The 22,874-nt window shown below is 61.9% G+C and carries 14 protein-coding genes; 6 read left to right on the top strand and 8 right to left on the bottom strand.

All coding sequences use genetic code 11. From position 1 onward, the window contains the following. The first annotated feature begins 49 nt into the window (after positions 1–49). The 4 genes from Q2T94_RS17295 to Q2T94_RS17280 all read left to right on the top strand — a co-directional run bounded on the left by Q2T94_RS17295 (position 50) and on the right by Q2T94_RS17280 (position 7,639). Positions 50–1,771 carry a glycosyltransferase gene (locus Q2T94_RS17295; protein WP_302265941.1) on the top strand — a complete coding sequence of 574 codons (1,722 nt, stop codon included), beginning with the start codon at positions 50–52 and terminating at the stop codon, positions 1,769–1,771. A 247-nt stretch (positions 1,772–2,018) separates the two neighbouring features. Continuing rightward, entirely contained in the window at positions 2,019–3,290 is a 1,272-nt protein-coding gene (locus Q2T94_RS17290; RefSeq protein WP_302265940.1) for a CDP-glycerol glycerophosphotransferase family protein, read from the top strand. Positions 3,291–3,335: 45 nt separating this feature from the next. After that, on the top strand, positions 3,336–4,826 hold the full coding sequence (locus Q2T94_RS17285; RefSeq protein WP_302265939.1) for a glycosyltransferase family 2 protein: 1,491 nt from the start codon (positions 3,336–3,338) through the stop codon (positions 4,824–4,826). A gap of 467 nt (positions 4,827–5,293) precedes the next feature. Continuing rightward, on the top strand, positions 5,294–7,639 hold the full coding sequence (locus tag Q2T94_RS17280; protein ID WP_302265938.1) for a cell wall-binding repeat-containing protein: 2,346 nt from the start codon (positions 5,294–5,296) through the stop codon (positions 7,637–7,639). Positions 7,640–7,797: 158 nt separating this feature from the next. Here Q2T94_RS17280 and Q2T94_RS17275 read toward each other — a convergent pair whose 3' ends face one another. From Q2T94_RS17275 to ftsY, 4 genes are all read right to left on the bottom strand, one after another. Beyond that, positions 7,798–8,136 carry a P-II family nitrogen regulator gene (locus Q2T94_RS17275; protein WP_264269762.1) on the bottom strand — a complete coding sequence of 113 codons (339 nt, stop codon included), beginning with the start codon at positions 8,134–8,136 and terminating at the stop codon, positions 7,798–7,800. Beyond that, positions 8,133–9,464, bottom strand: a complete 1,332-nt coding sequence (locus tag Q2T94_RS17270) for an ammonium transporter (RefSeq protein ID WP_302265937.1) — start codon at positions 9,462–9,464, stop codon at positions 8,133–8,135. Before Q2T94_RS17270 ends, Q2T94_RS17275 begins: the two co-directional genes overlap by 4 nt. 234 nt (positions 9,465–9,698) lie before the next feature. Continuing rightward, positions 9,699–11,852: an acyltransferase family protein gene (locus Q2T94_RS17265; protein WP_302265936.1), complete on the bottom strand. Its 2,154-nt coding sequence runs from the start codon at positions 11,850–11,852 to the stop codon at positions 9,699–9,701. Between the two features lie 6 nt (positions 11,853–11,858). Further along, complete coding sequence (gene ftsY / locus Q2T94_RS17260) at positions 11,859–13,055, bottom strand: signal recognition particle-docking protein FtsY (protein WP_302265935.1); 1,197 nt, start codon at positions 13,053–13,055, stop codon at positions 11,859–11,861. Positions 13,056–13,091: 36 nt separating this feature from the next. On the opposite strand from ftsY, the gene Q2T94_RS17255 reads away from it, so the two are divergent. After that, positions 13,092–14,366 carry an MFS transporter gene (locus Q2T94_RS17255; protein WP_302265934.1) on the top strand — a complete coding sequence of 425 codons (1,275 nt, stop codon included), beginning with the start codon at positions 13,092–13,094 and terminating at the stop codon, positions 14,364–14,366. A gap of 151 nt (positions 14,367–14,517) precedes the next feature. Here the strand turns inward: Q2T94_RS17255 and Q2T94_RS17250 are convergent, their stop codons facing one another. The 3 genes from Q2T94_RS17250 to smc all read right to left on the bottom strand — a co-directional run bounded on the left by Q2T94_RS17250 (position 14,518) and on the right by smc (position 20,972). Further along, complete coding sequence (locus Q2T94_RS17250; RefSeq protein WP_302265933.1) at positions 14,518–15,735, bottom strand: polysaccharide pyruvyl transferase family protein; 1,218 nt, start codon at positions 15,733–15,735, stop codon at positions 14,518–14,520. 132 nt (positions 15,736–15,867) lie between these two features. Further along, the gene (locus Q2T94_RS17245) at positions 15,868–17,223 is read right to left on the bottom strand and encodes a glycosyltransferase family 2 protein (protein WP_302265932.1); all 1,356 of its coding nucleotides are present in this window, start codon (positions 17,221–17,223) and stop codon (positions 15,868–15,870) included. A gap of 158 nt (positions 17,224–17,381) precedes the next feature. Then, positions 17,382–20,972: a chromosome segregation protein SMC gene (smc, locus tag Q2T94_RS17240; RefSeq protein ID WP_302265931.1), complete on the bottom strand. Its 3,591-nt coding sequence runs from the start codon at positions 20,970–20,972 to the stop codon at positions 17,382–17,384. Between the two features lie 136 nt (positions 20,973–21,108). Here smc and Q2T94_RS17235 point away from each other — a divergent pair, with 136 nt between their 5' ends. Beyond that, the gene (locus tag Q2T94_RS17235) at positions 21,109–21,927 is read left to right on the top strand and encodes a serine hydrolase domain-containing protein (RefSeq protein WP_302265930.1); all 819 of its coding nucleotides are present in this window, start codon (positions 21,109–21,111) and stop codon (positions 21,925–21,927) included. 28 nt (positions 21,928–21,955) lie between these two features. On the opposite strand, the gene mutM is transcribed toward Q2T94_RS17235, so the two are convergent. Then, positions 21,956–22,873 (bottom strand): bifunctional DNA-formamidopyrimidine glycosylase/DNA-(apurinic or apyrimidinic site) lyase, encoded by a 918-nt coding sequence (mutM, locus tag Q2T94_RS17230; protein WP_302265929.1) that lies wholly within the window; start codon positions 22,871–22,873, stop codon positions 21,956–21,958. Position 22,874 lies beyond the last annotated feature (1 nt).

Here is a 22,874-nt window from a genome sequence, read left to right as displayed (position 1 = left end):
TCGGCCCGTACTCATGGTCACATGGTCAGTCCAGGAGAACTTCGGCGGCATGACCACCATGTGCCTCAAGCGTGCGGGGTTGTTCCACGATCGGGGGGTTCCCAGCGCCGTGGTGACATTCGATGCCAACCCCGAGCTTGAGACCATTCGCACAAAGCTGGTGGAAACCGGCAGGCACCACGCCGAGGTCCCGCTGCTGAATCTCCATGACTTCTATGCTGTGCATTTTCTGACACACGCAAAAGGGCAGGCCAAGCCTCGTACCCGGACTCCGGAATGGGTGGAGACTGCGAGAACCCGTCGCTCAAGCGATGGTTCGCTCTTCCACGTCGATTACAGAATACCGGGGAATGATACGGACACCCTGCGTGAGTACCACCGTGCGGACGGGACTGTCTACCTCATTGATTCGACGCTACCCTCGGACGAGAAAACGCTAGGCACCCCGCGTGCTCTACAGCTCGTCGCCCATGACGGATACGTCGCTGCTACGTACAGCAGCACTTCCAGGCTCTACCGACGTTTCCTCACGGACTTGGTAAACCAAACGCACGCTGATGTTGTGGTGGACAGCAAATACGCTGCAGGGTTCCTCTGGTCGTGGAAGCATCCCGATGCGGTGAAATTCGTGAACTTCCACAGCACTCATGTGGCTGCGGGCCAGAATCTGCTGACCGGAAAGCTGTCCACGGCCCACCAGAAAATCATCCAGAATCGTGATGCGTGGGACGGAATCGCGTTCTTGACCGAATCCCAGCGCAAGGCCTTTGTGCAACGCTTTTGCGAAGCGTCCAACACGTTCGTGCTCAGCAATCCTGTGGACGGCCCGCAGACGTTGCCGACATTCGGAGACCGTGAGCCGGGCACTGTTCTTCACGTTGGTCGTTTCACCCCGGGGAAGAACATTGGCGAGGTGCTGGAAATCATTGCGAAAGTCGCCGAGGCCCGGATTCCGGTTCATTTGGATCTGGTGGGCGACGGCAACCAACGCCAGTCGCTGGAAGCCACGGTGCGCGAGCTCGGCGCCGAGAACTTGGTGACATTCCCCGGCCATGTCGACGACGTAGGGCACCGTCTCGACCGAGCGCGCGTCCTACTGATGTGCAGCAAGTTCGAGGGTCAATCGCTGGCCATCCTCGAAGCACAGGCCCACGGTTGCGTACCCGTGGCCTACGATGTTGATTTTGGTCCCAGGGACATGATTGAGGACCAGCGCAATGGCTTTCTCGTTCCCTTCGGCGATCAAGACGCCGCGGTCCGGGCCGTGACCCGCCTTTTGTCCGATGACGCATTATGTGAATCCATGTCAATCCAAGGATTCCATGATTCAACAAAGAATCGGAGTGACGTGATTTTCGGACGATGGATGGAAGCCTTGGATAATGCCCGCATGAACAGTAGTTCCCGTGTCGCCCTCGCTGCTGCCAGCGTTCGGCTCGCGGGGATTAAGTTCGACCCGAATGGCGACATCGAACTCGAAGTGGGCGTCGACACAGGAGCGGCGCAACTCACTCGACTGTGGCTTGAGAGTAGACAGCGTGGCATCCCGGACAGTTACGGATATGAAATCGAACCCCACACTGTGGAGGACGGCCTCGTCCATTTCCGGTTGCCGGCGGACCTTCGCACGCAACAACCCGACGGAGACGCTTTGGACCTGAGCATCGTCCTGAGTATCGGGTCAGTGACCCGTGCCATTCGGCTGGGCGCGAACCCATTGTTGCAGACAACGCCATACTTGACCGTCTACGGCAACCTCAGCCTAAAGTAGACACCCGCCGCCCAGCTGATGGTCCGCCGTACCGGGGAGAGTACGTTCGCGGCCTCGGACGCCTTTGAATGGCGGTCGAAACCTATCTGTGACCGAGTCTTTGCCGGAGCATGGGACTATTGAGGCAAGCAACAGGCTTTGCTCGGATGGGCGTGACACAGTCTTGGGGAAGATGAATTGAAACGAACGGCAGGAATCCGTGCCGTGCACTACTCCGCGCTTGAGCACGAAACCATGAAAGTAGTTGATGCAGGTGAAAGATTGGCTGGCGGAACAACTCAGATCCGCAATTGTCTCCAAACCAGGAGTAAAGGCGCGTCGGTGGCTGGGGCTGGCCAGCGCACCGGTGGCCAATCACGAACTCGACCAAATTCCGGTAGCCGCTGAAGTGGTGGTCTACTTCAGCGATGTAGTGAACAAGGCCTACCAGCTTGAACAGTGGCTACCCACCCTGGAAAAACTCCATCAAACCCATCGAGTGGTCTTAGTGTTTCGTAAAGTCCCCTCATTTCGGCACTTCCGCAAGTTGACCGGATTGCCGAAAATCTTCGTCCGGCGTCTCGACGATTTAGTCAATTTGTACGAATCGAACAATTTCAAGCTGTGCTTGTACGTCAACAACGGCGTGGCGAACTTTCAGTCCTTGAGCACGGCTAAACCAGTCCATGTCCACATCAACCACGGTGAAAGCGACAAGCTCTCCATGGTGTCGAACCAAGCCAAGGCCTACGACAAGATCTTTGTCGCCGGTCCCGCGGCCATCGAGCGACACCGAGCCGTCCTGCTGGACTTCGACCTGGATCGACTGATCACCGTTGGACGACCCCAGCTGGACACACATTTTGCTTCTGAGCTGCCAGCGTTCCATGGACGGACCTTCATGTATGCCCCTACTTGGGAGGGCGAAAACGACGCGAACAACTACACCTCCATGGATGTATTCGGCGAGAAGATTGTCGAGGCGTTGATCGCGTTGCCGAATACGAGGGTCATCTACAAGCCACATCCGCGAATCCCCACATCCACCAACCCGGCCATAGCCGGCGCCCACGATCACATCCGGGCGATGCTAGAGGAGCAAAACGCGGTCGGGGGCCAACATTTGATCGCTGAATCGTTCAACATCTTGGCTCTTTTCAATGACGTTGACGGATTGATTACGGACGTTTCGAGCGTCGGCCTAGACTACCTTTACCTCCACCCTGAGAAGCCACTCATTCTCACCGACCGACGCGATGACCTCGAAAAGCTCAACCGCGAAGTGCCCGTCAGCCGGGCCTCACCGGTGATCAGTGAATCAACACGGGATGTGATTCTGACTGATCTGGCGCCCCTGCTCGGGTGTTCCGGCAACATGCAACGATTGCACATGCGTAGTTTCTATTTCGGCGATCGGGAGCGTGGAAGTTCCACGACTGCCTTCATCGAAGCAGTTGGCAAGTTGATCGGCGAACGCGAACGTCAGCTACGCTACTATGAGTCCCACGGACAGGGCGTGGATCCAGGGGAAATCGAGTAGCCGAATATTGGCCCTCCAGGCCCGCCTTCATGCTCCCAAGAGGACTTGGCCAGCACATCAGACATACCCTCTGGAAGGCAGACAATAGACATCGCCACGGTTCAGAAATCCCTGCGACGAAAACTTGCCAAGATCAAGGCAAAAATTACTTCCAGACTCGGCCAGTTCCGGGTCAGGGAGTCGGACTCCGGCCCCAGCGTCAGCGCGCAATCTGCGCGGGTTGCTGTCATCGTCCCCGTCTTCAATTCGATGCCGTACCTAAAAGAACTTCTGGATTCCCTGCGTGCCCAAGACATGGACCCGGACTTGTTTGAGGTGATCGCCGTGGACGACGGATCTACCGACGGTGGAGGCAAACTACTGGACGCATATGCGACGCAGATGCCGAACATGCGAGTCATCCACCAGCGCAACAGCGGCTGGCCCGGCCAGCCAAGAAACGTGGGAATCGATGCCAGCCGATCCGACTACGTATTCTTCTGCGACTCCGATGACCTGATGGGCCCGGAAGCTCTACGCAGGATGGTTGACTTCGCCGATGCCCACGAAGTTGATGTGTTGGCTCCAAAGCTGGTCGGCATCGGCGGCCGACGAGTGGCTGCAAAACTCTTTGCTTCTACGCTCGTCGATGCCCCGCTGCGAACAATCACCGGCACCCTCTCCCCGCAGAAGATGATCCGGCGCAAGTTACTCGAGGAACATGGAATCCGATTCCCCGAAGGCAAGGTCAGACTCGAAGACGGCATGATGCTCACCAGATGCTATTTAGCTTCCATCCGCAACTCGATCCTCGCCGACTACGACTACTACTTCATCCGCACCCGACAAGTCGGCAGCAATATCAGCAGCGGCCGCGTCGAGCCCGAAGGTTACACGGAGTCGGTCGCAACAATTGCCCGGATCCTCAAGGAAGGGCGCCTTGAACCCGCGGTTGCTGACCAGTTGGTGCTGGATCTCTACCGACGCAAGGCACTTCGCTTCTACGTCCCAGCACGATTTCGGGCCATGTCCAGCGAACGGCAACGCAGATGGGTGACGGCACATGCACAATTCGTGCGGGACCATATCCCCGCAGCCCTCGAAGCGGAATTGAGTTTTCCGTTCCTGCAGCGATCCCGGCTGATTCGGAACGAAGATGTGGCCGGGTTGTTGCAGCTAGCCACGAGCGAGGAACTCGTGAAGGCAGTTTGCCGAGCCACCCCGCTCAACGCAGATGAACTGGAGTTGCGGTTTATTCTAGAGCCGGCGGCGGACTTCGAGTCGGTTCGTCTGCTGGCCCAAGACAGGGGCACAAAAACGGCTTGTTCCTTTCTCCTCCGGCAAGATGGCCCGGAGTTCATTTTGGATGATCCGGCCCAGAAGTTCGAACAATTGGAAAACGTCGTGGCGGACCTCTTTGTTCAATTGGAGATCAACGGGCTGCAGGGACCGCTACGTCGCGTGGAAGCACCGGCTGCGGGCACGCCGCTGGAATTCGACGGAACACGAATCTATGCAACGGTCAATGGAAACCTCAGCATCGATAGGCGCCACTGAGAGCAATCGCCGACAACAGATTGTCCTCCGAACACGTGGGACCACATACAGGCGCGACCTTGGCGAGCGGGAGCGTACAGGTGCCGCCGCGATGGTACCTTCGCCGTTCCATTCAGGGCAGGAAAGCACATAACTCAACAGGAAGGACTCCCATAAAATCGGTGGCGGCACCGGCTTCTTTCGTTGGGGTGGCGGACGGGCCCTGCTCTTCCGGCTGACTGGTTCGCCATTGCGCGTGCTTGATTTCCGGACGTCCATGGGCATCAGATGGCTGGGTGCGGGTATTTCAGGCGGTCGCTCGAAGTCCTGTCCCGCAGCAGACGTCTGCCAAGATATGCTGGTTTGCCTCGGTTGAGTTAAAGGTCACCGGGCAAAAGGCGACCCATGCGGCGAGCTTCCCACGGGCTAATTGCCGGGCTGAGTAGACTGACCACCAAGCAGCCTGCCCCCAACCCCAAGGACCACCCATGCCGGAATTCCGGTTGCCACTGTCTCGTTTGTTCACATTATCTCTCGCGGCATCGCTGGTCGCACCCCTTGCGCTGGCCGGCACGGCCGCCGCGGCACCTGTTGCCGACACTACGCTCGGAGCGGCCACCACCGCCGAGTCTGTGCAACAGCCACCCCCGGGCTCCGGTGCCGCCGCCTTATTGGACTCGGCCCTCAAGCCCGACACGAAAACCCCCGCCCTCCCGGAAGTCGATCCCGGCGCGGCCACCACCGCAGCCAAGGAGATCCGTACCGAGCTCAAGTCCGGCGGCAAGCTCACGGCAACTGAACGCATCGAGTTGTCCGATCAGGCGCTCACGGCCGTGGGAATCGAGGCGCTGGATGCCGAGCTGGGACAGGGCCAGCGACGTATCGAGGAATCCGGCGACGCCAAGGCCCCGACGCTGGAGGAACTAGAGTCCTTGGCAAGCGCCAGCCAGGAGCTGGCCGAATCGTCCCCCGAACCGTCGAAGGACGACGCAGCAGTGCCCGGCCCGTCCGAGGAGGCGAGCCCCCCGACCACCGGAACAGCACCCGAGGCCGGAAGTTCCTTCAACGTCGACAGCGCCGCACGGACCACCAACACCGCGGCGGCATTCGAGGCTTCATTGGCCGGAGTCGCCGTGCCCACCTCGCTGGCCGATCTGCGCACCTGGCGTCCCCCGGGCGTACTTGGCGTTGATGTTTCCCATCACCAAGGCGACGTAAATTGGTCGCATGCTTGGGGCAAGGGTGCCCGATTCGCCTACATCAAGGCAACCCAGTCCTGGCCGACCACGCTCTTCAAGGATCCGAAGTTCGGGCAAAACTACTCCGGTTCCAACAATCAAGGCCTCATGCGCGGTGCGTACCACTTCGCCATGCCGGCCCACTCTTCCGGTGCCACCCAGGCCAAGCAATTCCTCGCCAACGGCGGCGGATGGTCGGCGGACGGCAAGACCCTCCCGCCATTGCTGGACATTGAGTGGAACCCTTACACCGCCGATGCTTACGGCGCGGGCAAGGGCGATGCTTGTTACGGCATGACGCCGAGTCAGATGGTTGCCTGGATCACGGATTTTGGCAACACCGTCAAGGCCGCGACGGGGCGCCTGCCGATGATCTATACCGCCCAGTCCTGGTGGGATGACTGCACCGGCGACTCCACCGCCTTCAAGGGCTGGCCGTTGCACGTCTCGCTGTTCCCCACCGCCGAAGTCCCCAAGAACCCGCGCGAGCTGCCCGAAGGCTGGACGACGTTCAACGTCTGGCAGTACTCCTCCAACGCCGATTTGATCGGCTCGGGCAAGAACGTGGACGCGAATGTGTGGAACGGCGACCTGACCTCGCTACGCGACTTCGCGCGCAACAAACGCTCCACCGCTTACCGTTTGATCACCAATTACCTCGGTAACTCCGACGTGTGGCCGACTCGGCTAGACCCGGTCCGGCTCTACGGTGCCACTCAGTACGAAACCCCCGTGGCGATCTCGAAACGCACATTCCCCTCCACCACGTCCACCGTGGTGGTCGCTTCTGGCGAGAATTTCCCTGATGCACTGGCAGGTTCTCCCTTGGCCACCCTGAAGAACGCCCCATTGTTACTGATCAAGAAGGGGTCTCTGCCCTCAGCGGTCAGCGCCGAGCTCGAGAGACTGCAGCCCAAGAACATCCTGGTACTTGGTGGCCCGATAGCCGTCAGCGACGCAACGGTGGCGAAGCTGAAGGCCTACAGCCCGGTTACCCGGATCTGGGGCAACTCGCTATATGACACCAGCTCGAAAATTTCCGCCAACTGGAGTTCCGCCCCAACTGTTTTCCTAGCGACCGGTGAACGCTTTGAGGACGCCATGTCGCTGGCTGCGGTGGCAGCCGGACGCAAGGCACCGATGCTGCTGACCGCGCAATCCGCGGTCCCGGCCACCACGCTGAACCAGCTAAAGCGGCTCAAGCCGAGCCGCGTCTACCTGGCTGGCGGCCCGCTGGCCATCTCAACCAACGCCGAAGCACAGGTACGCCGGGCGGTGCCGAACGCGACGGTTGTCCGCTACGGGGGCAGGACGCTCTATGACACCAGCGCGATGATCGCCAAGGCGTTTTGGTCCCGCGGCTCCCAGCGCCAGTTCATCGCCACCGGAACCCGATTCCCGGACGGTCTGACCGGGGCTGTCGCCGCAGGCTACAACGGTGCGCCGCTGCTGTTAGCAAAGAAGGACTGCATGCCCGCCTCGGTCTCCAGCGCCCTAGTATCGATGAAAGGCTGGACCAATGTGCTTCTCGGGGGGCCGTTGGTGCTGGACTCGACAGTCGCCTACCGTTCCAACGGCCAGCCGAACGTCTGCTGAAACCGACCAGCACAGCGGCCCGCCCGGTCTAGCGGAACGGCGAGACGGTGTTTGCCCGTAGAGCCGGTCTGAGAATGGCATGCTCCGCCAATAACGACAGAGCCCCAACCAAATGGTTAGGGCTCTGTCGTTGAGATGCTGTGCCTCGTTTGGCTCTGCTAGACGGCTGCCATGCCTCGTTCGCCGGTACGGACCCGGATCACTTCCTCGACATTGGTGACCCAGATCTTCCCGTCTCCGGCGCTGCCGGTGTTCGCGGTGGAGATCAGGACGTCCAGGATGTCGTCACAGGTGCTCTCCTCCACCAGGACTTCAAGGCGCACCTTGGGCAACAGGTCGACCGTGTATTCGGCCCCGCGATAGACCTGGGTGTGGCCGCGCTGCCGGCCGTAGCCGCTGGCCTGGCTGATGGTCATGCCCTGGACTCCGTAGTTTTCCAGTGCTTGACGGATCTCGTCGGTCTTTTCGGGTCGGATGATGGCTGTCACGAGTTTCATGCGCTGACCTCTTCCTTGGCTCGGGCCGCATCCTTTTCGGTTGCGGAGGACTTCAGGTGTGCCGAGGTGGCCGGGTGGGGAACGAAGGTTCCACCGGTGCCCAGGCCGCCGAACTCGTAGCCGGTTTCTGCGTGCTGCATCAGGTCGATGCCGGCGATTTCCTCTTCGGTGCTGATGCGGAAGCCCATGGTCCTGTGGATGGCCAGGCCGATGATGGTTGTCATGACGGCGGTGAAGGCCATGACCACGACGCAGGCAACGATCTGGGCCCAGAGTTGGGCGAATCCGCCGCCGTAGAACAGGCCGCCGCCGATCCCGTCGACGGGAAGTGCGATGAAGCCCAGGGCGAGGGTGCCGATGATCCCGGATACCAGGTGCACACCGACGACGTCCAGGGAGTCGTCGTAGCCCCAGCGGTACTTCAGGCCAACTGCCAGGGCGGAGGCAACGCCGGCGATGAGACCCAGGCCAATGGCCGCGACGGGGCTGATGTTGGCGCAGGCCGGGGTGATGGCCACCAGGCCTGCAACGATGCCCGATGCTGCACCCAGGGAGGTGCTGTGTCCGTCGCGGAAGCGTTCAACCAGGATCCAGCCCAGGAGGGCGGCGGAGGGCGCAGCGAGGGTGTTGACCCAAATCAAGCCGGCCTCTTCGGCGGTGCTTGCTGCGCCGCCGTTGAATCCGAACCAGCCGAACCAGAGCAGCGCGGCACCGAGCATGACGAAGGGGATGTTGTGCGGGCGCTGGCTCGGGTCCTTCCCGAAGCCGCGGCGCTTGCCGAGGATGAGCGCGAGGATCAGGCCTGCGACACCGGCGTTGATGTGGACAACGGTGCCACCGGCGAAGTCAATGGCCTCACCGACCACGGAGCCAATGGCTCCCTCGGCGCCCAGGATTCCGCCACCCCAGACCCAGAAGGCGATGGGAGCGTAGACAAGGGTCACCCAGACGGGGACGAAGACCAACCACGCGCTGAATTTGACTCGGTCCGCCACGGCCCCGGAAATCAGGGCGACGGTAATGATCGCGAAGGTCGCTCCGTAACCGGCGGCGATGAAGCCATCGGTGCCGAGCATTGATCCCATCCCGAAACCGTCTGCCGGGTTTCCAAACAAGCCGCCCACGTTTGCCCCGCCACCTGCCATGGAGTTTCCCCAGAGCACCCACACCACGGTGACGAGGGCGATGGCCGAGAAGCTCATCATCATCATGTTCAGTACGCTTTTGGCCCGGGTCATTCCACCGTAGAAGAATGCCAGTGCCGGGGTCATCAGCAGGACGAGTGCGGCGCACACCATCATCCATACCTGAGTCGTTGTTAGCTCCATGTCTAACGCCTCCCTGAATCGCTTGCGAGTCTTTCTCGCCTGATTCAAGAATTCCCTGTCGGTGTTACGTCCGGCACGGCCAAGCATTTCGTGGTGGTTACCGATTCCCCCTGGACGTAAAAGGCGGGTGTCGCACTCATTTCGGCGATGTTTCCGAAACCTTGTCCGCATGGCAAAGGCGGCCACGGAAGAAAAATCCGTGGCCGCCTTAGTCAGCTGTCGTACGCGCGGTGTCTACAGGCTGGGTACCGCGTCAACGATCTTTCTTTCCAATTGATCCGTGAGCGTGCGGGCAAACGTTGCGGTCAGGTGGGACGCATCGAAATAGGGAACCACGGAACCGATCACTGCGGGGCACGTTTCGTCATCACAGAAGTACTCTGTCATGTCTATCGTGCTAACAAAGGGAAAGTTGGCTTCCTGCGCCGCAGTGGCAAGGGGATCCAACGACTTCCATGATTTGGGCGTTCCCGAACAATCCTGTAACGGGTCACTGCTAGTTGCCAGACAATCAGGAACATTGTCCACGGTGTTGCCGGGGAACGGAGAATCGCGAATCACCACGATGGGGGCGTCTGCCGAATGCCAGTCCGAAAGATAGCTGGTGTAGCCGGCCTTGGCCGGCTTCTCGGTATTCGTCATTTCGTATCCCTGCACCGGCAACCCTTGGCGGTTCGACGTGATGATGAGATCAAACTTCCCACCAGCCGTTTGTTCCTTGACCCATTGTCCGTAGTCGAGACAACCGTCGGTCTTGACCTTGGAGTCTAGGGCGATCGGCGCATCCGAGGGCGCACAGATTGATGCGATATAGGTAGTGATAGTCCAACCGCGTCGATCTGCAATCTCCGCCAGCGCCGGCAGCCACTGTCCAGCATGCGAGTTGCCGGTAAGTGCAACCTGGACCTTGCCGTCTCCATAAGTACAGACAGGCCGCTCGCTATAGTCTCCGTTGGACCAGCAATCGTCCGCGTACGCCTGTGACTTGTCGTTCTTGGCGGCCGCCGGGGAGGGCACCATGGGGGATGCGCCGGTGTTGGCGCAGGAGTTCATCATCGCAGGGGCGCCGAAACAGTCCACGCCGACGTCGGCCTGTACACGTTGGATTTCAGTGGCCAGCTTGTCGCCGGTTTCCTCGTTGCTCGACCCCGCATTGACCATGACGGCTCCAAGAAGCCCCAGTATTACGGTCCCGGCCAACAGGAATCGTCCTCCGGTCAGGATCCGGCCGGCGTCCAGGTGGGCGCGGAAGCGGTCCTCCACATAGCGCTTGGAGATCAGTGAAAGGACGATTGTCGCCGCGATGATTGCGGCCTTGTCCAGCAAGCCGAGCTCTCCGCTGTAGAACGGCAGGAACACGATGAGCGGCCAATGCCACAGGTAGATCGAATACGAGTGGTCGCCAAGGAAGCGCGACACCGAATGGCCCAGCAGGCCGTTGGGTGAGTGGGCATGTGAGGCGTTGGCCCAAATCACCAACGCAGTGCCAAGGACGGGCAAAGCCGCGGCATAACCGGGGAAAGGGGTGGCACCGCTGTAGGTGACACCGGCATAGGCGATGGCCAGCAACCCGATCCAGGCGAGGATGGCGTTGAACCTTGAACGACGCAGCAGCGTGCTGGCCGCTGGAAGCACGGCCGCCAAGGCGCCAATGGCGAGTTCCCAGGCACGGGTGAAGGTGGAGAAGTAGGCAATCCCCGGATCGGTCACGGTGGAAATGGAGGAAAAGACCAGCGAGGACACCACTATCAGGACGACGCCCGTCGCGACAACCGCCCCGGTTTTCTTGCGCAGCATGGCCGCCAGGGCCACCAGTACGGCGATGATCACCGGCCAGAAGAGGTAGAACTGCTCCTCGACGGACAACGACCAGAAGTGCTGGACCGCTGAGACGGCGTTGTCTGCCGCGAGGTAGTCCACGCTGGTGGACGCCAGTCTCCAGTTCTGAACGTAGAAGGTCGAGGCTACGATCTGGCTGGCCCAGTCCTTCCATACCGTCACCGGGGCAATCAGCGGAATGGCGGCCAACGTCGTAGCCAGGACCAGGAAGGAGGCGGGCAGCAGGCGCTTGACCCGCCGCATCCAGAAGGCCACCAAATCCGACCACGACTTGGGCGGCCGCTTCATCAGGTGCGAGGTGATCAGGAATCCGGAGATCACAAAGAAAACGTCAACGCCAATGAAGCCGCCGGTCAGCCGCTGCGGCCACAGGTGGTAAACGACCACCAAGGACACCGCAATGGCACGCAATCCCTGGATATCACCCCGGAAGCCCTTGGACTGGCCTCCCGTGTTTCCCACCCGCGCTGGGGCGTCCGTCCCCGGGGCGTTCGGTTCGGCGAAATGCCGGCCCTTGACTTGGGTAGCTCCTTGGATTTCTTGAATCATTTGTCCTTAGTCCAGCAGTGCGTCGACGAACGCCGCAGCATCGAATGGCGCCAAGTCGTCGGGGCCCTCGCCCAGGCCGACCAGCTTCACCGGGACACCGAGCTGGCGCTGGATGGCTACAACGATGCCACCCTTGGCGGTGCCATCCAGTTTCGTCAGGACGATGCCGGTGACGTTGACAACCTCGGAAAAGACCTTGGCCTGGTTCAGGCCGTTCTGGCCGGTGGTGGCGTCGAGAACCAGGAGAACTTCGTCGACGGTGGCCTTCTTCTCGATGACACGTTTGATCTTCCCAAGTTCGTCCATCAGGCCGACCTTGTTCTGCAGGCGGCCGGCGGTGTCGATCATGACGATGTCGACTTCCTGCTCGATGCCGGCCTTCACTGCCTCGAAGGCGACGGAAGCCGGGTCGGCGCCGTCGATATCGGACTTGACCGTAGGGACGCCTACGCGGTCTCCCCAGGTTGCAAGCTGTTCGGCGGCGGCGGCACGGAAGGTGTCGGCGGCACCAAGGATGACGTCCTTGTTTTCGGCAACCAGCACGCGTGCCATCTTGCCGATCGTGGTGGTCTTGCCAACGCCGTTGACGCCAACGACCATGATCACGTTTGGACGGTCCGCATGGCGAACCGGGATGAAGCTGCGGTCCATGCTCGGGTCGACCAGCTTGATGAGTTCTTCACGCAACATGTCGTGGACGCGCTGGGGGTCCCGGCTTCCTTCCACCTTGACGCGCTCGCGCAGGGCATCAACCAGTTCCAGGGTGGGTTCGGTCCCCAAGTCGGCCAGGAGCAGGGTCTCTTCGATTTCGTCCCAGACGTCTTCGTCAATCTTGTCCTGGCTCAACAGGGCCAGCAGGCCCTTGCCCAGGACGTTGTTTGACTTGGACAGGCGAGCCCGGAGGCGTGCCAGCCGTCCCTGGACGGGCTCGGGTACATCGATGGGGACGACGACCTTGCCGACGGTTTCGTCGACAACATCCGTTGCCGGGGCTTCCGCGGTTTCAGTCGGGGCCCCCACTTCGGGGGCTTCGGTGGACGGCGCGTCCGTGGTGAGCGTGGGCGCTGGGTCGTTGGCGTCGCGCGGACCGGTGTACGTTCCCTTGGGCGCCTTGCGGCCCCGGACAAGGAAGAAGGCAGCACCAATACCGATGACGGCAACCACTGCAACGAGGACAATGATCAAGTTAAGTTGTTCTGACACCGTCCAAGCTTCTCACAGACTAAACTTGTCTTACTTATGCCTAAGAATGCCTCGACCCCCAACTTCCCGGAAAAGCCGGTTAACGCCGGTTCCGAAAAGTTGCCGTCGGTTCCCCGTGAAATCCGCGTGCTTGTCGCGGCCGCCTTCGTCGTCGCCCTCGGATTCGGGCTCATTGCACCGATCCTGCCTCAATTCGCAACGAGCTTTAACGTCGGCGTTGCCGCAGCCAGCGTCATTGTCAGCATTTTTGCCTTTGCCCGATTGATCTTTGCCCCAGTCAGCGGAAAGTTGACCGACTGGCTCGGCGAACCGACCGTGTACGTCACCGGTGTCCTCATCGTTGCCGCCTCGACCATTCTCTGTGGCTTTGCCCAGTCCTACACCCAGCTGCTCATTTTCCGCGGGCTGGGCGGACTGGGCTCGACCATGTTCACGGTCTCGGCCATGGCATTGATTGCCCGCATGTCGCCGCCGCAAATCCGCGGACGCATCGCCGGGCTGTATTCAGGCTCGTTCCTGCTCGGCAACGTGGCAGGTCCGGTGCTCGGTTCCCTTGCTGCCGGCATGGGGTTCCGGGTTCCCTTCTTCATCTACGGCGGGGCGCTAGTGGTGGCGGCCTCAATCGTCTATTTCTCCCTCTCCCACTCGCGTCGCGCTACCATGAAGACGGCTGCGGAAAAGGCGGCCCCGGCGGTCGACCGAATACCCCTTTCAGAGGCCTGGGGTGCGGCGTCCTTCAAGGCCGCGTTGGTTTCCGGCTTCACCAATGGCTGGATGGCCTTCGGCGTGCGGATGTCCCTGATTCCGCTCTTCGCCGTCGCGGCGTTCGCCTCGCAGGGCACTCTGCTCGCCGGCCTGGCGCTGGCGATCTTCGCCGTGGGCAATGGTGCGGCCCTCACCGTGGCGGGCAGGCTCACCGACACCTACGGCCGCCGCCTGCCGATCCTGGTCGGGCTGACCGTTGCCTCGCTGGCCACTGCCGCGATCGGCTGGGTCGACACCATTCCCCTCTTCATCGCCTTGTCGGTCATCGGAGGCCTCGGGACGGGGCTGATGGGCCCGGCCCAGCAGGCAGCGATCGCTGACGTGGTCGGCCAGGGCCGCAACGGCGGAAAGGTCATGGCCACCTTCCAGATGGCAACCGACTTCGGCTCCATCATCGGTCCGATCCTGGCCGGTTTGATCGCCGACCGGGCAGGCTTCGGGTGGGCATTCACCGTCAGTGGCGCCCTGGGTCTGATGGGGGTCATCGCTTGGCTCCCGGTTAGGGAAAAGCGCGAGCCGTCCGACCAAGCTTCCCCGAAACACTGATCCCGGATTGGCGCAGGGTTGCGGGGTTCAAAGAGCCACATGGATGTGCTTCTCCCCAGGGCCTACGCGTGAACGGTTCCCGGCAATGCAATGCGCCCCTCACCGGTCGTCGCCGGGAGGGACACAGCAAAATGCGTGCAAACAGAGGTGGCTACCGCAGTGCCTGGATTTCGGCTCGGTATTGCGCGCGCAGCGGGCCCTCGGCGTGTGCCACGGGCAGGGCGTCGCGCAGCAGTTGCAGGTCAATGTGCAGTTCCGGGAGCGTGGCCTGCGCGGCGAAGGCGGCAAGGTCGGTGGTCGCCAGCTCTTCCTTGGAGATCTGCACGCGACAGACCGCGTTCCGGTCGAGGCAAGTGAAGAAGTCCTCGAACTTGAAGTCCTTGCCACCAAGCTGATGGTCCGTCACGTCCAGCCACACCCACGGCACCCCGTAGGCTTGGGCCACTATCAGCCCATGCAGCGAGCTGGAGACCACGGCACTCGCCCCCGCCAGCTGCTCCACAACGGATTTGACGTCGCCGCGCACATCAACGAGTCGCCCGCCGATTCCGTGTATGTCGAGCTGCGGCAGGTGCACGTAGTGCGGGACCACAGCAACCTGTCCGTGCGGGGCATTGGCCGGGTGGATGATGTCGGGCAGCAGCAGTGCCGGGTCCCCGTATACTTCCGGGACGTCCCAGCCGAGCGACTCCTGCAGCTCGCGACGGGTGTCCTTGCCGCGCACCGCCTGGATCTTCACGCCTTTGAGTGCCGAGCGGACCTCGATCTCCTTGGCGGTTAGCGGGCGCATCAAGCCGCTGCCCCAGACATCGACGTTGTTCCGGGTGACTCTGTGCAGGATCGAGCCGACGCTGTAGAGCACCCGGCCGCCGACACCGGGCCGGTCGGATTGCACTGGCTGTCGCCCGGTGTAAGCCTGGACGAGCTGCGGACCTATCCAGTCGCCGAAGTTGAACTTAGCCGAGTACCAGTGCATGGCCACTGTACTTCCCGGGGCGAAGTCGCCGGCTTCTTCCTGGTGACGCAGGGCCAGTGCGGTCCCGGCGACCCGAACGATGGCCTCAGCGAGCAGGCCAACCGGGACCCCTCGTTCCAGGGTATGCATCGGGTTGCCGGCCGCGTCAAAGCCAACGGATGCCTTGGTGATGAACACGTCGTTGAGCCACTTGAGGGCGGCGCCATTGAGGGCGACAAGGCCTACCATGTAGCCAGTGGCGTCCGGCACAGCACGCACCGCGACCGTGGAGCCGAGGATCGGCAGCGTGGCTCGCACGGCGTCCTGGCTGGCGGTGAAGCTGGTGAAGAGCCGTTCCGCGTCAGGCCCGTTGGCCAATTCCGAAACCAGCAGTCGCATCATTCCAGCAGTCATCAAGTCTAATTCTTTCGCCCAGAGTGTCAGTGGACCGCATCGCGGTCCACGCTTTCAATTCGGAAACCGCACGGGGCGGCCCGTGGGTGACCAGCCTACCAACAGGAGGGCGTGGATCCGGTCAGGAGACTGTCAGCCGGCCTTACGCACATCGATGCTGAAGAACCCGTGCGCCGTGCGGTAATAGCGCACCTTGTTTGAATCGGCGGAGGGTATTTCGCCATCCATCGCGACGCGCCGAAGATCGGTGTCCTCGGTGTTGTAGGAGAGCCAAACGTTGCCCAGACGCTGCAGGGTTGCGGCCATCGCAGAGCTGTCCAGGGCGGCGTACAGCAGCCCGCCTTCGCCAACCACGAGTGGAATACCGGCCTTCTGGCCCGTGTCGCGGTCCTCGATGATCACTTCGCGCGCGGTGCGGTCCGTCGCATAACTTCGAATCTGGAGGCGGACGCCTGATGCGGTGGCATCCAGCGCGACCAGATCTGGATTGCGGGCGCTGGCGAGGTCGGCCTCGGCCAGCCTCACGAGCTCGTCAAGCCGTCCGGCGCGGATCGCTGCCACCCGCACCCGGTGCACTCCGTCAAACAGGCCGGTGGTGTCTCCCGGCAGGAACCGGTCCAGGAGCCGAGCGTGCGCACCCATCCACTGGCTGCGGCCCTCGTCGTCGTAGTCAAGGAACCGCTTGCCCTCGTAGAAGCGCAGGCCCTTCCGGATGAACAGGGCGGCCACCAGCTTCCGTGCGCGCTCGGCGTCGCCCACGTGTTCGGTCACAATCCGGGCGATTTCGCTGAGCGAGCCCACATACCCCAGCGGCTCGATGAGTCGGATGCTGATGTTTTGCCCGTCGCTGCGCGACCGCGCCTGGTAGTAGTCGTAGTCGGAAAGGATGGAGATGCGCCCGGCGGCCATGTACGCCTCGGTGACGGCCATGCCGTCCTCCAGGCGCACCGGCTCTTCCTTGAAGCGGATCCCGTTCTCGAGCATGATTGAGCGGCGGATGAGCTTGATGGGGTTCAGCGAACGCAGCGCGACTTCCAGCGGGGTGTCAAGTCGCGTGGCCCGGTAGAGGCCGGACATGACCTTGCGTCCGCCCAAGCCGACCATTTTGGGGATCAGGATGTCCACGTGGTGGCGTTGCGCATACTCGGCCATGCGGCGCAGCGCCTCGCGCCCCAGTACGTCGTCGCCGTCGCAGAAGAAGACATACTCGCCGCGCGCGACGTCGATCCCGACGTTGCGCGGCTTGCCCGGCCATCCGCTGTTCTCCTGGTGGACCACGCGGAAGTTCGCGTTGCGCTTGGCATACACATCCAGGATCTCGCCACTGTAGTCGGTCGAACCGTCGTTGACTGCAATGACCTCGAAGCTGCCCTTGTCCAGGTCCTGTGCCTCGAGCGAGTTCAGCAGCTCGGTCAGGTACGGCATGGTGTTGTACACGGGGATGATGACGCTAATGATGCAGCCATCCGTCCCGTTCGGCGAATCCATTTCACCTGCGGCGGGTTCCGTCATATCGATCGCCGGAGCTCGAGGATCCACCTCGGGGTGCCCCAAGGACTTCGCATTACTGGCTTTCGACGAATTCCTGCCAAAACCGAACAAGCCCATGCCCACCCTTTAACGTATAAACCGAAGATTGACAAGCATCATATCAGTTCGACTTCGCGCGCCAACCGTTCGATGCGCTGGCTGATCACCATGGAAACGCCGTCTCCACGCATGGTGACGCCGTAGAGCGCGTCCGCCACTTCCATGGTGCGCTTTTGGTGCGTGATCACGATGAGTTGGCTGGATTCGCGCAGCTCCTCGAAGATGGTGATCAGGCGACCCAGGTTGGTGTCGTCCAGCGCGGCTTCCACTTCATCCATGACGTAGAAGGGTGACGGACGTGCCTTGAAGATCGCCACCAACAGTGCGACGGCAGTCAACGACCGCTCGCCACCGGAGAGCAAGGAAAGCCGCTTGATCTTCTTCCCGGCGGGACGGGCTTCCACTTCAATGCCGGTGGTCAGCATGTTCTCCGGATCCGTGAGGACCAGGCGCCCTTCTCCCCCGGGGAACAATCTCCCAAAGACCCGCTCGAACTGTGCCGCGGTGTCGTTATAGGCCTCCGTGAAGGCACGCTCCACGCGCTCGTCGACGTCCTTGATGATATCGAGCAGGTCCTTGCGGCTCTTCCGCAGGTCCTCCAGTTGCGAGGTCAGGAACTTGTGCCTCTCCTCAAGCGCAGCGAACTCTTCCAGCGCCAGCGGATTGACCCTGCCCAACGCAGCAAGATCCCGTTCGGCCCTTTTCAGCCTTTTTTCCTGCTCGACGCGGTCAAACGGGATTCCTTCGGGTATGGCGTTGCCCTCGTCATCTACTTCAGCGCGCAGGGCAGCCCATTTGTCGTCCTCGGCAGCGGGCTGCGGAACCGGCAGGTGCGGACCGAAGTTCTCAATGAGGTGCTCGCTGGTCAACCCGAGTTCCTCTATGGATCGGTTCTCCAGCGATTCAATGCGCATGCGCTGTTCTGCCCGAGCCATCTCGTCGCGGTGGACAGAATTCGTCAGCTCCGCCAACTCATGGCCCAGCTTGTCGACGCGTCCGCGCACGAGGGAAAGTTCGGCTTCCAGTTCCTCGCGCCGGGCCTGGAACTCTTCCCGCTCCCGGTCGGCCAGCTCGATCGATATATCCATGAACGAAACGACGCGTTCGACCTTGGCCGAGACCTCGCGGGCAGCGGCGGCCTGCTTGCGGCGGATCTCGGCCCGGCGTTGCGCCTCGGCACGTGCCCGGCGTTCGGTTTCCGCCGCACGTTTCAGGGACTCGACCCGACCGCGCAGCCCGTTGGCACGCTCCTCCGCGCTGCGCAGGGCCAGACGGGCATCCAGTTCCTTTTGCCGCGCGCTTGAGGCGGCAGCCGCCAGTTCATCGCGCTGGTCAGTCTCTGGTTCGTGTTCCGCAGGTGACTCCTGGGCCATGTCCAGGCGCTCAATGAGTTCGGCGAGCTTCTCCTGCTCCACTTCCAGCTTTTCCTGGGCAATGGCAATCTGCTGTTCGAGGCGCTCGCGTTCGTCCTGGCCCTGTCGGAGCAGGGATCCCAGGTGCTCCATGCGCTGGGCTACGGCCGAGATCCTCGCATCCGAATCGTGCAAACGGCTCAATGCCGTGTCTGCGGCCTCCTCGGCGGCCATGAGCCCGGCGGTGAGGTCAGCTGCCTCCAGGCGCAAGGAACCAAGGCGTTCCTCAATCAGAGCCAGTTCGGCTTCGGTTTCGGCGATGGCTGCGTTCTGTTCTATCAGCGAAGGGGCGGCAGCGGTGCCGCCACTGGCAGAACCCGCAGTGAGAATGTCACCGGCCAGTGTCACTGCCCGGGTACCTGCATCCTGTGACAACAAATGCTTCGCCTCGGCAAGGTCCGTGGCGACCACCGTGGTTCCCAACAGGTGTGCCAACGTGCCGCGCAATGCTTCGGGTGCACTGATGACGTCCAATACATGCTTCCCCGAAGACGCAGGCGATATGCCGTGGGAAGAGGCGTCAAGATTTCCACTGACCAGATGGACACGCCCTCCCTCTGATGCGCGCAGCCCGCCCAGGATCTCCAGGGCGTGGTCCAGTTCCTGGACGGCAATGGCTTCGGCAATCGGGCCCAAGGCGGCCGCAACGGCAATCTCATAGCCCGTCTCGACTTCCAGGTGTTCCGAGAGGCGCCCCAGCATGCCTTCATGCCCGCCGGCAAGGATATCTTCCGAGGCATCCTTGCGGACGGCCCCCTCGCGCAGCGCCTCAAGCCTTCCGCGCAGGGAACCCAATTGCGTGGCAAGTTCTTGTTCAGTCCGGCGTTGGGTATCCATCTGGGCTACCAGCGCCTCGTGGCGGTCGGCAGCATGTTCATAGGCCGTATCGAGGTCTTCCTCTCCGTCCTGGACGGATGCCGCCTGTTGCTCAAGGGCGGCAAACTCGTTGGCGGTACCCTCGCGACGCGCTGACCAGCCCTGAAGCGACTCGCGCAACCTGCCCAATTCACCTTCTGCCGCTTCGACTTTGCTGCGGGAGGCGCCCACTTGCCCGGCGAGCCGGGCGAGCCCTTCCCTGCGGTCCGCTGCCACCCGCAATTCAGTGGTCAGGCGCTGTTGTTCGGCATGTGCTGCTTCCTCGGCCTGCGATTTGGCCTCGAGGGCTTCCTCAAGCAGCTCCTGGCGAATCTCGAGGTTTTCCTCGAGTTCCTCCAGCTCTTCGCGCAGTCGCTCAGCCTGTGCTTCGAGCCGGTCGGGATCACGGCTCGGGTCGGCTTCAATGCCGTCGGTTCCGAGCAGGCGGGAGCGTTCCGCTGACAGGGCACCCAGGGACCTGAAGCGTTCCCGCGTGGAGGTCAAGCCAAACCAGAGGTCCCGCGCCTTATTGAGGGCGGGGGTGGCGTGGGCAGCCGCGACTTCAAGCTTGGTGAGCTCAGCCCGGGCTTCTTCGAGCCGGGCCTGGACCACTTGCTGGGCTGACCGCTGTGACTCTTCGTCGGCGATGTCCTTTTCCAGTGTGTCGCGTAAGGTCACCAGGTCATCGGCCAGGAGCCTGGACTTGGCATCACGCACGTCGAACTGGACGCTCTGGGCGCGGCGGGCGATCTTGGCTTGTTTGCCAAGGGGTGTGAGCTGGCGGCGGATCTCGCTGGTGAGGTCTTCGAGCCGGTTCAGGTTGCCCTGCATGGCGTCAAGTTTCCGTACGGTCTTTTCCTTGCGCCGACGGTGCTTGAGAACACCGGCGGCCTCCTCGATGAAGCCCCTGCGGTCCTCGGGCGTGGCATGCAGGATTCGGTCAAGCTGTCCTTGGCCGACGATCACGTGCATTTCCCGTCCCAGGCCGGAGTCCGAGAGGAGTTCCTGGATGTCCAGGAGCCTGCATGAATTGCCGTTGATGGCGTACTCGGAGCCGCCCGCCCTGAACAGGGTCCTGGAAATGGTGACTTCTGCGTATTCGATGGGAAGCGCACCGTCGCTGTTGTCGATCGTCAGGGAGACATGCGCGCGGCCAAGCGGCGCGCGGCCGGAGGTGCCGGCGAAGATGACATCCTCCATCTTGCCGCCACGCAAGGTCTTGGCGCCCTGCTCCCCCATGACCCAGGCAAGTGCATCGACAACGTTTGACTTGCCCGAACCATTGGGGCCGACCACGGCGGTGACACCCGGTTCGAATTCAAAGGTCGTTGCCGAGGCAAACGACTTGAATCCGCGAACGGTGAGTGTTTTCAAATGCACGTGGGAGCGTCCTGGCTAATTGGTGACTAAAGTGGTCGGAGGGCTGCCTTCCATACTATCGAGTCAGGTTGGCTCAAGAGCGTAGGTCAAGCCCGGCATACAGGTATTTTCATCAAGAATGCTAGGAGAAGACCCTTTGAAGAGTCTTTCGGCCATCGATTCATGGCCTTCGACACAGGCGGCTTCGGCCGTGGTTGCCGCCGACGGCGCAGTCCTGGGATCACACGGCGATGTTGAGCACCGCTTTGCACTTGCCTCAGTCACCAAGCTGCTCAGTGCCTACGCATTTCTGGTCGCGGTGGAGGAGGGAGCTTTCGAGCACGACACGCCGGCCGGCCCCGAAGGCTCCACCGTGAAGCATCTCCTGGCCCACACCTCCGGTTACGATTTTGCCGAACGCAAGGTGCGCTTTGCCCCTGGTGACCGGCGCCTGTATTCGAATGCCGGCTTTGAGGTCTTGGCCGAGACACTGGAGAAAGCCACCGACATGAAATTCGCCGACTACCTGGGCGAAGCCGTCTTGCAACCGCTCGGCATGGACTCCACATCCCTGGACGGCAGCGCCGCAGCGGACGGCGTCTCGACCCTGGGCGATCTCATGACGTTCGCGGCCGAATTGCAGGACCCGACGCTGTTGGACGTGCAAACCCATTCCCAGGCAACCCACGTGGTTTTCCCGGACCTTCCCGGGATCCTCCCCGGCTACGGACGGCAAAAGAACAACACCTGGGGACTGGGTTTTGAAATCCGGTCGGAGAAGTCCCCGCACTGGACCGGCACGCTGAACTCGCCGGAAACCTACGGACACTTTGGCCAGGCTGGAACGTTCCTTTGGGTCGACCCGGTACTGGGTGCGGCCTGTGTGACTTTGACCGACAAACCCTTTGGCCCATGGGCGGTCGAGGCATGGGCACCGTTTAACGACCAGGTGGTCGCCGAGGTCCAGGGGTTGTAACGGTCAAGTCCCGCGGGGCATTTTTGGCCTAGCGGGGCTTGCGCTGGCACCTGGGACAACTGTAGGAGGAGCGTCCCATGAAGGGATCGCGCCTGATCACCGACAGCACGCCCTCCTCGGCACAACGCTGGCAGTCCCGGCCTTCGCGGCCGTAGGCGTTCAGCGACCTGTCAAAGTAACCGGAAGCTCCGTTGACGTTGACATAAAGCGCGTCGAAGCTTGTTCCGCCGGCAACAAGCGCACGGCCCATGACGTCCACGAGTGCAGTGTGGAGTCGTATTACATCGGGGCGGCGGATCGTGGCGGTGGAGCGCAGACCGTGCAGCTTGGCGGCCCAAAGTGCTTCGTCCGCGTAGATGTTCCCGACACCGGAAATGACCTGCTGGTCCAGGATTGCGCGCTTGACTTGAGTATTCTTCTTGCGCAGGGCTTGATAGAGGACCTCGGGGGTCGAAGCGGGATCAAGGACATCCCGGGCGATGTGAGCCGCGGCCTCTGGAATCCACGGTGCCTCGGAACCTTGGCCTCCGGGAAATTGGTCACCGGTGGGCACCAGGGGCGAGAGAAACATGCCGCCAAAGATTCTTTGGTCGATGAACCGCAGTTGGTTCGGCTTGTTGGCCTCTGGAGACAGTTCAAGGCGCACCTTCAGGTGCTTCTCGTCCGGCGCGGCGGGCTCCTCCACCAACAGCTGTCCGCTCATGCCCAGATGGGCCACCAACGCGCTGGGCCTTGGCAATCCGTCGAGCAGCAACCACAGGAACTTTCCGCGGCGCACCGCCGCGCCAATGCCGGTCCTGGTTAGGCTCGCGGTGAAATCAGCCGGTCCTCCGAGATGTCGGCGAACCGATCGTGGATCTACGACCTGGACCGCTTCGACGGTCCGACCAACGACCCAGTCCTCCAGACCTCGCCGAACAACCTCGACTTCCGGAAGTTCAGGCATT

Origin of the sequence: Paeniglutamicibacter sulfureus (assembly GCF_030512175.1) — a bacterium.
Taxonomy (GTDB): domain Bacteria; phylum Actinomycetota; class Actinomycetes; order Actinomycetales; family Micrococcaceae; genus Paeniglutamicibacter; species Paeniglutamicibacter sulfureus.
The sequence above is the reverse complement of the archived record's forward strand: the minus strand, read 5'-3'. Positions and strand labels throughout refer to the sequence as shown.

What these genes read in the sequence shown, in the direction of transcription:
- Q2T94_RS17295 (WP_302265941.1), top strand. Translation starts at nt 50, where the DNA reads ATGACCACCATGTGCCTCAAGCGTGCGGGGTTGTTCCACGATCGGGGG.
- Q2T94_RS17290 (WP_302265940.1), top strand. Translation starts at nt 2,019, where the DNA reads ATGCAGGTGAAAGATTGGCTGGCGGAACAACTCAGATCCGCAATTGTC.
- Q2T94_RS17280 (WP_302265938.1), top strand. Translation starts at nt 5,294, where the DNA reads ATGCCGGAATTCCGGTTGCCACTGTCTCGTTTGTTCACATTATCTCTC.
- Q2T94_RS17275 (WP_264269762.1), bottom strand. Translation starts at nt 8,136, where the DNA reads ATGAAACTCGTGACAGCCATCATCCGACCCGAAAAGACCGACGAGATC.
- Q2T94_RS17270 (WP_302265937.1), bottom strand. Translation starts at nt 9,464, where the DNA reads ATGGAGCTAACAACGACTCAGGTATGGATGATGGTGTGCGCCGCACTC.
- Q2T94_RS17265 (WP_302265936.1), bottom strand. Translation starts at nt 11,852, where the DNA reads ATGATTCAAGAAATCCAAGGAGCTACCCAAGTCAAGGGCCGGCATTTC.
- Q2T94_RS17255 (WP_302265934.1), top strand. Translation starts at nt 13,092, where the DNA reads ATGCCTAAGAATGCCTCGACCCCCAACTTCCCGGAAAAGCCGGTTAAC.
- Q2T94_RS17250 (WP_302265933.1), bottom strand. Translation starts at nt 15,735, where the DNA reads ATGACTGCTGGAATGATGCGACTGCTGGTTTCGGAATTGGCCAACGGG.
- Q2T94_RS17245 (WP_302265932.1), bottom strand. Translation starts at nt 17,223, where the DNA reads ATGGATTCGCCGAACGGGACGGATGGCTGCATCATTAGCGTCATCATC.
- mutM (WP_302265929.1), bottom strand. Translation starts at nt 22,873, where the DNA reads ATGCCTGAACTTCCGGAAGTCGAGGTTGTTCGGCGAGGTCTGGAGGAC.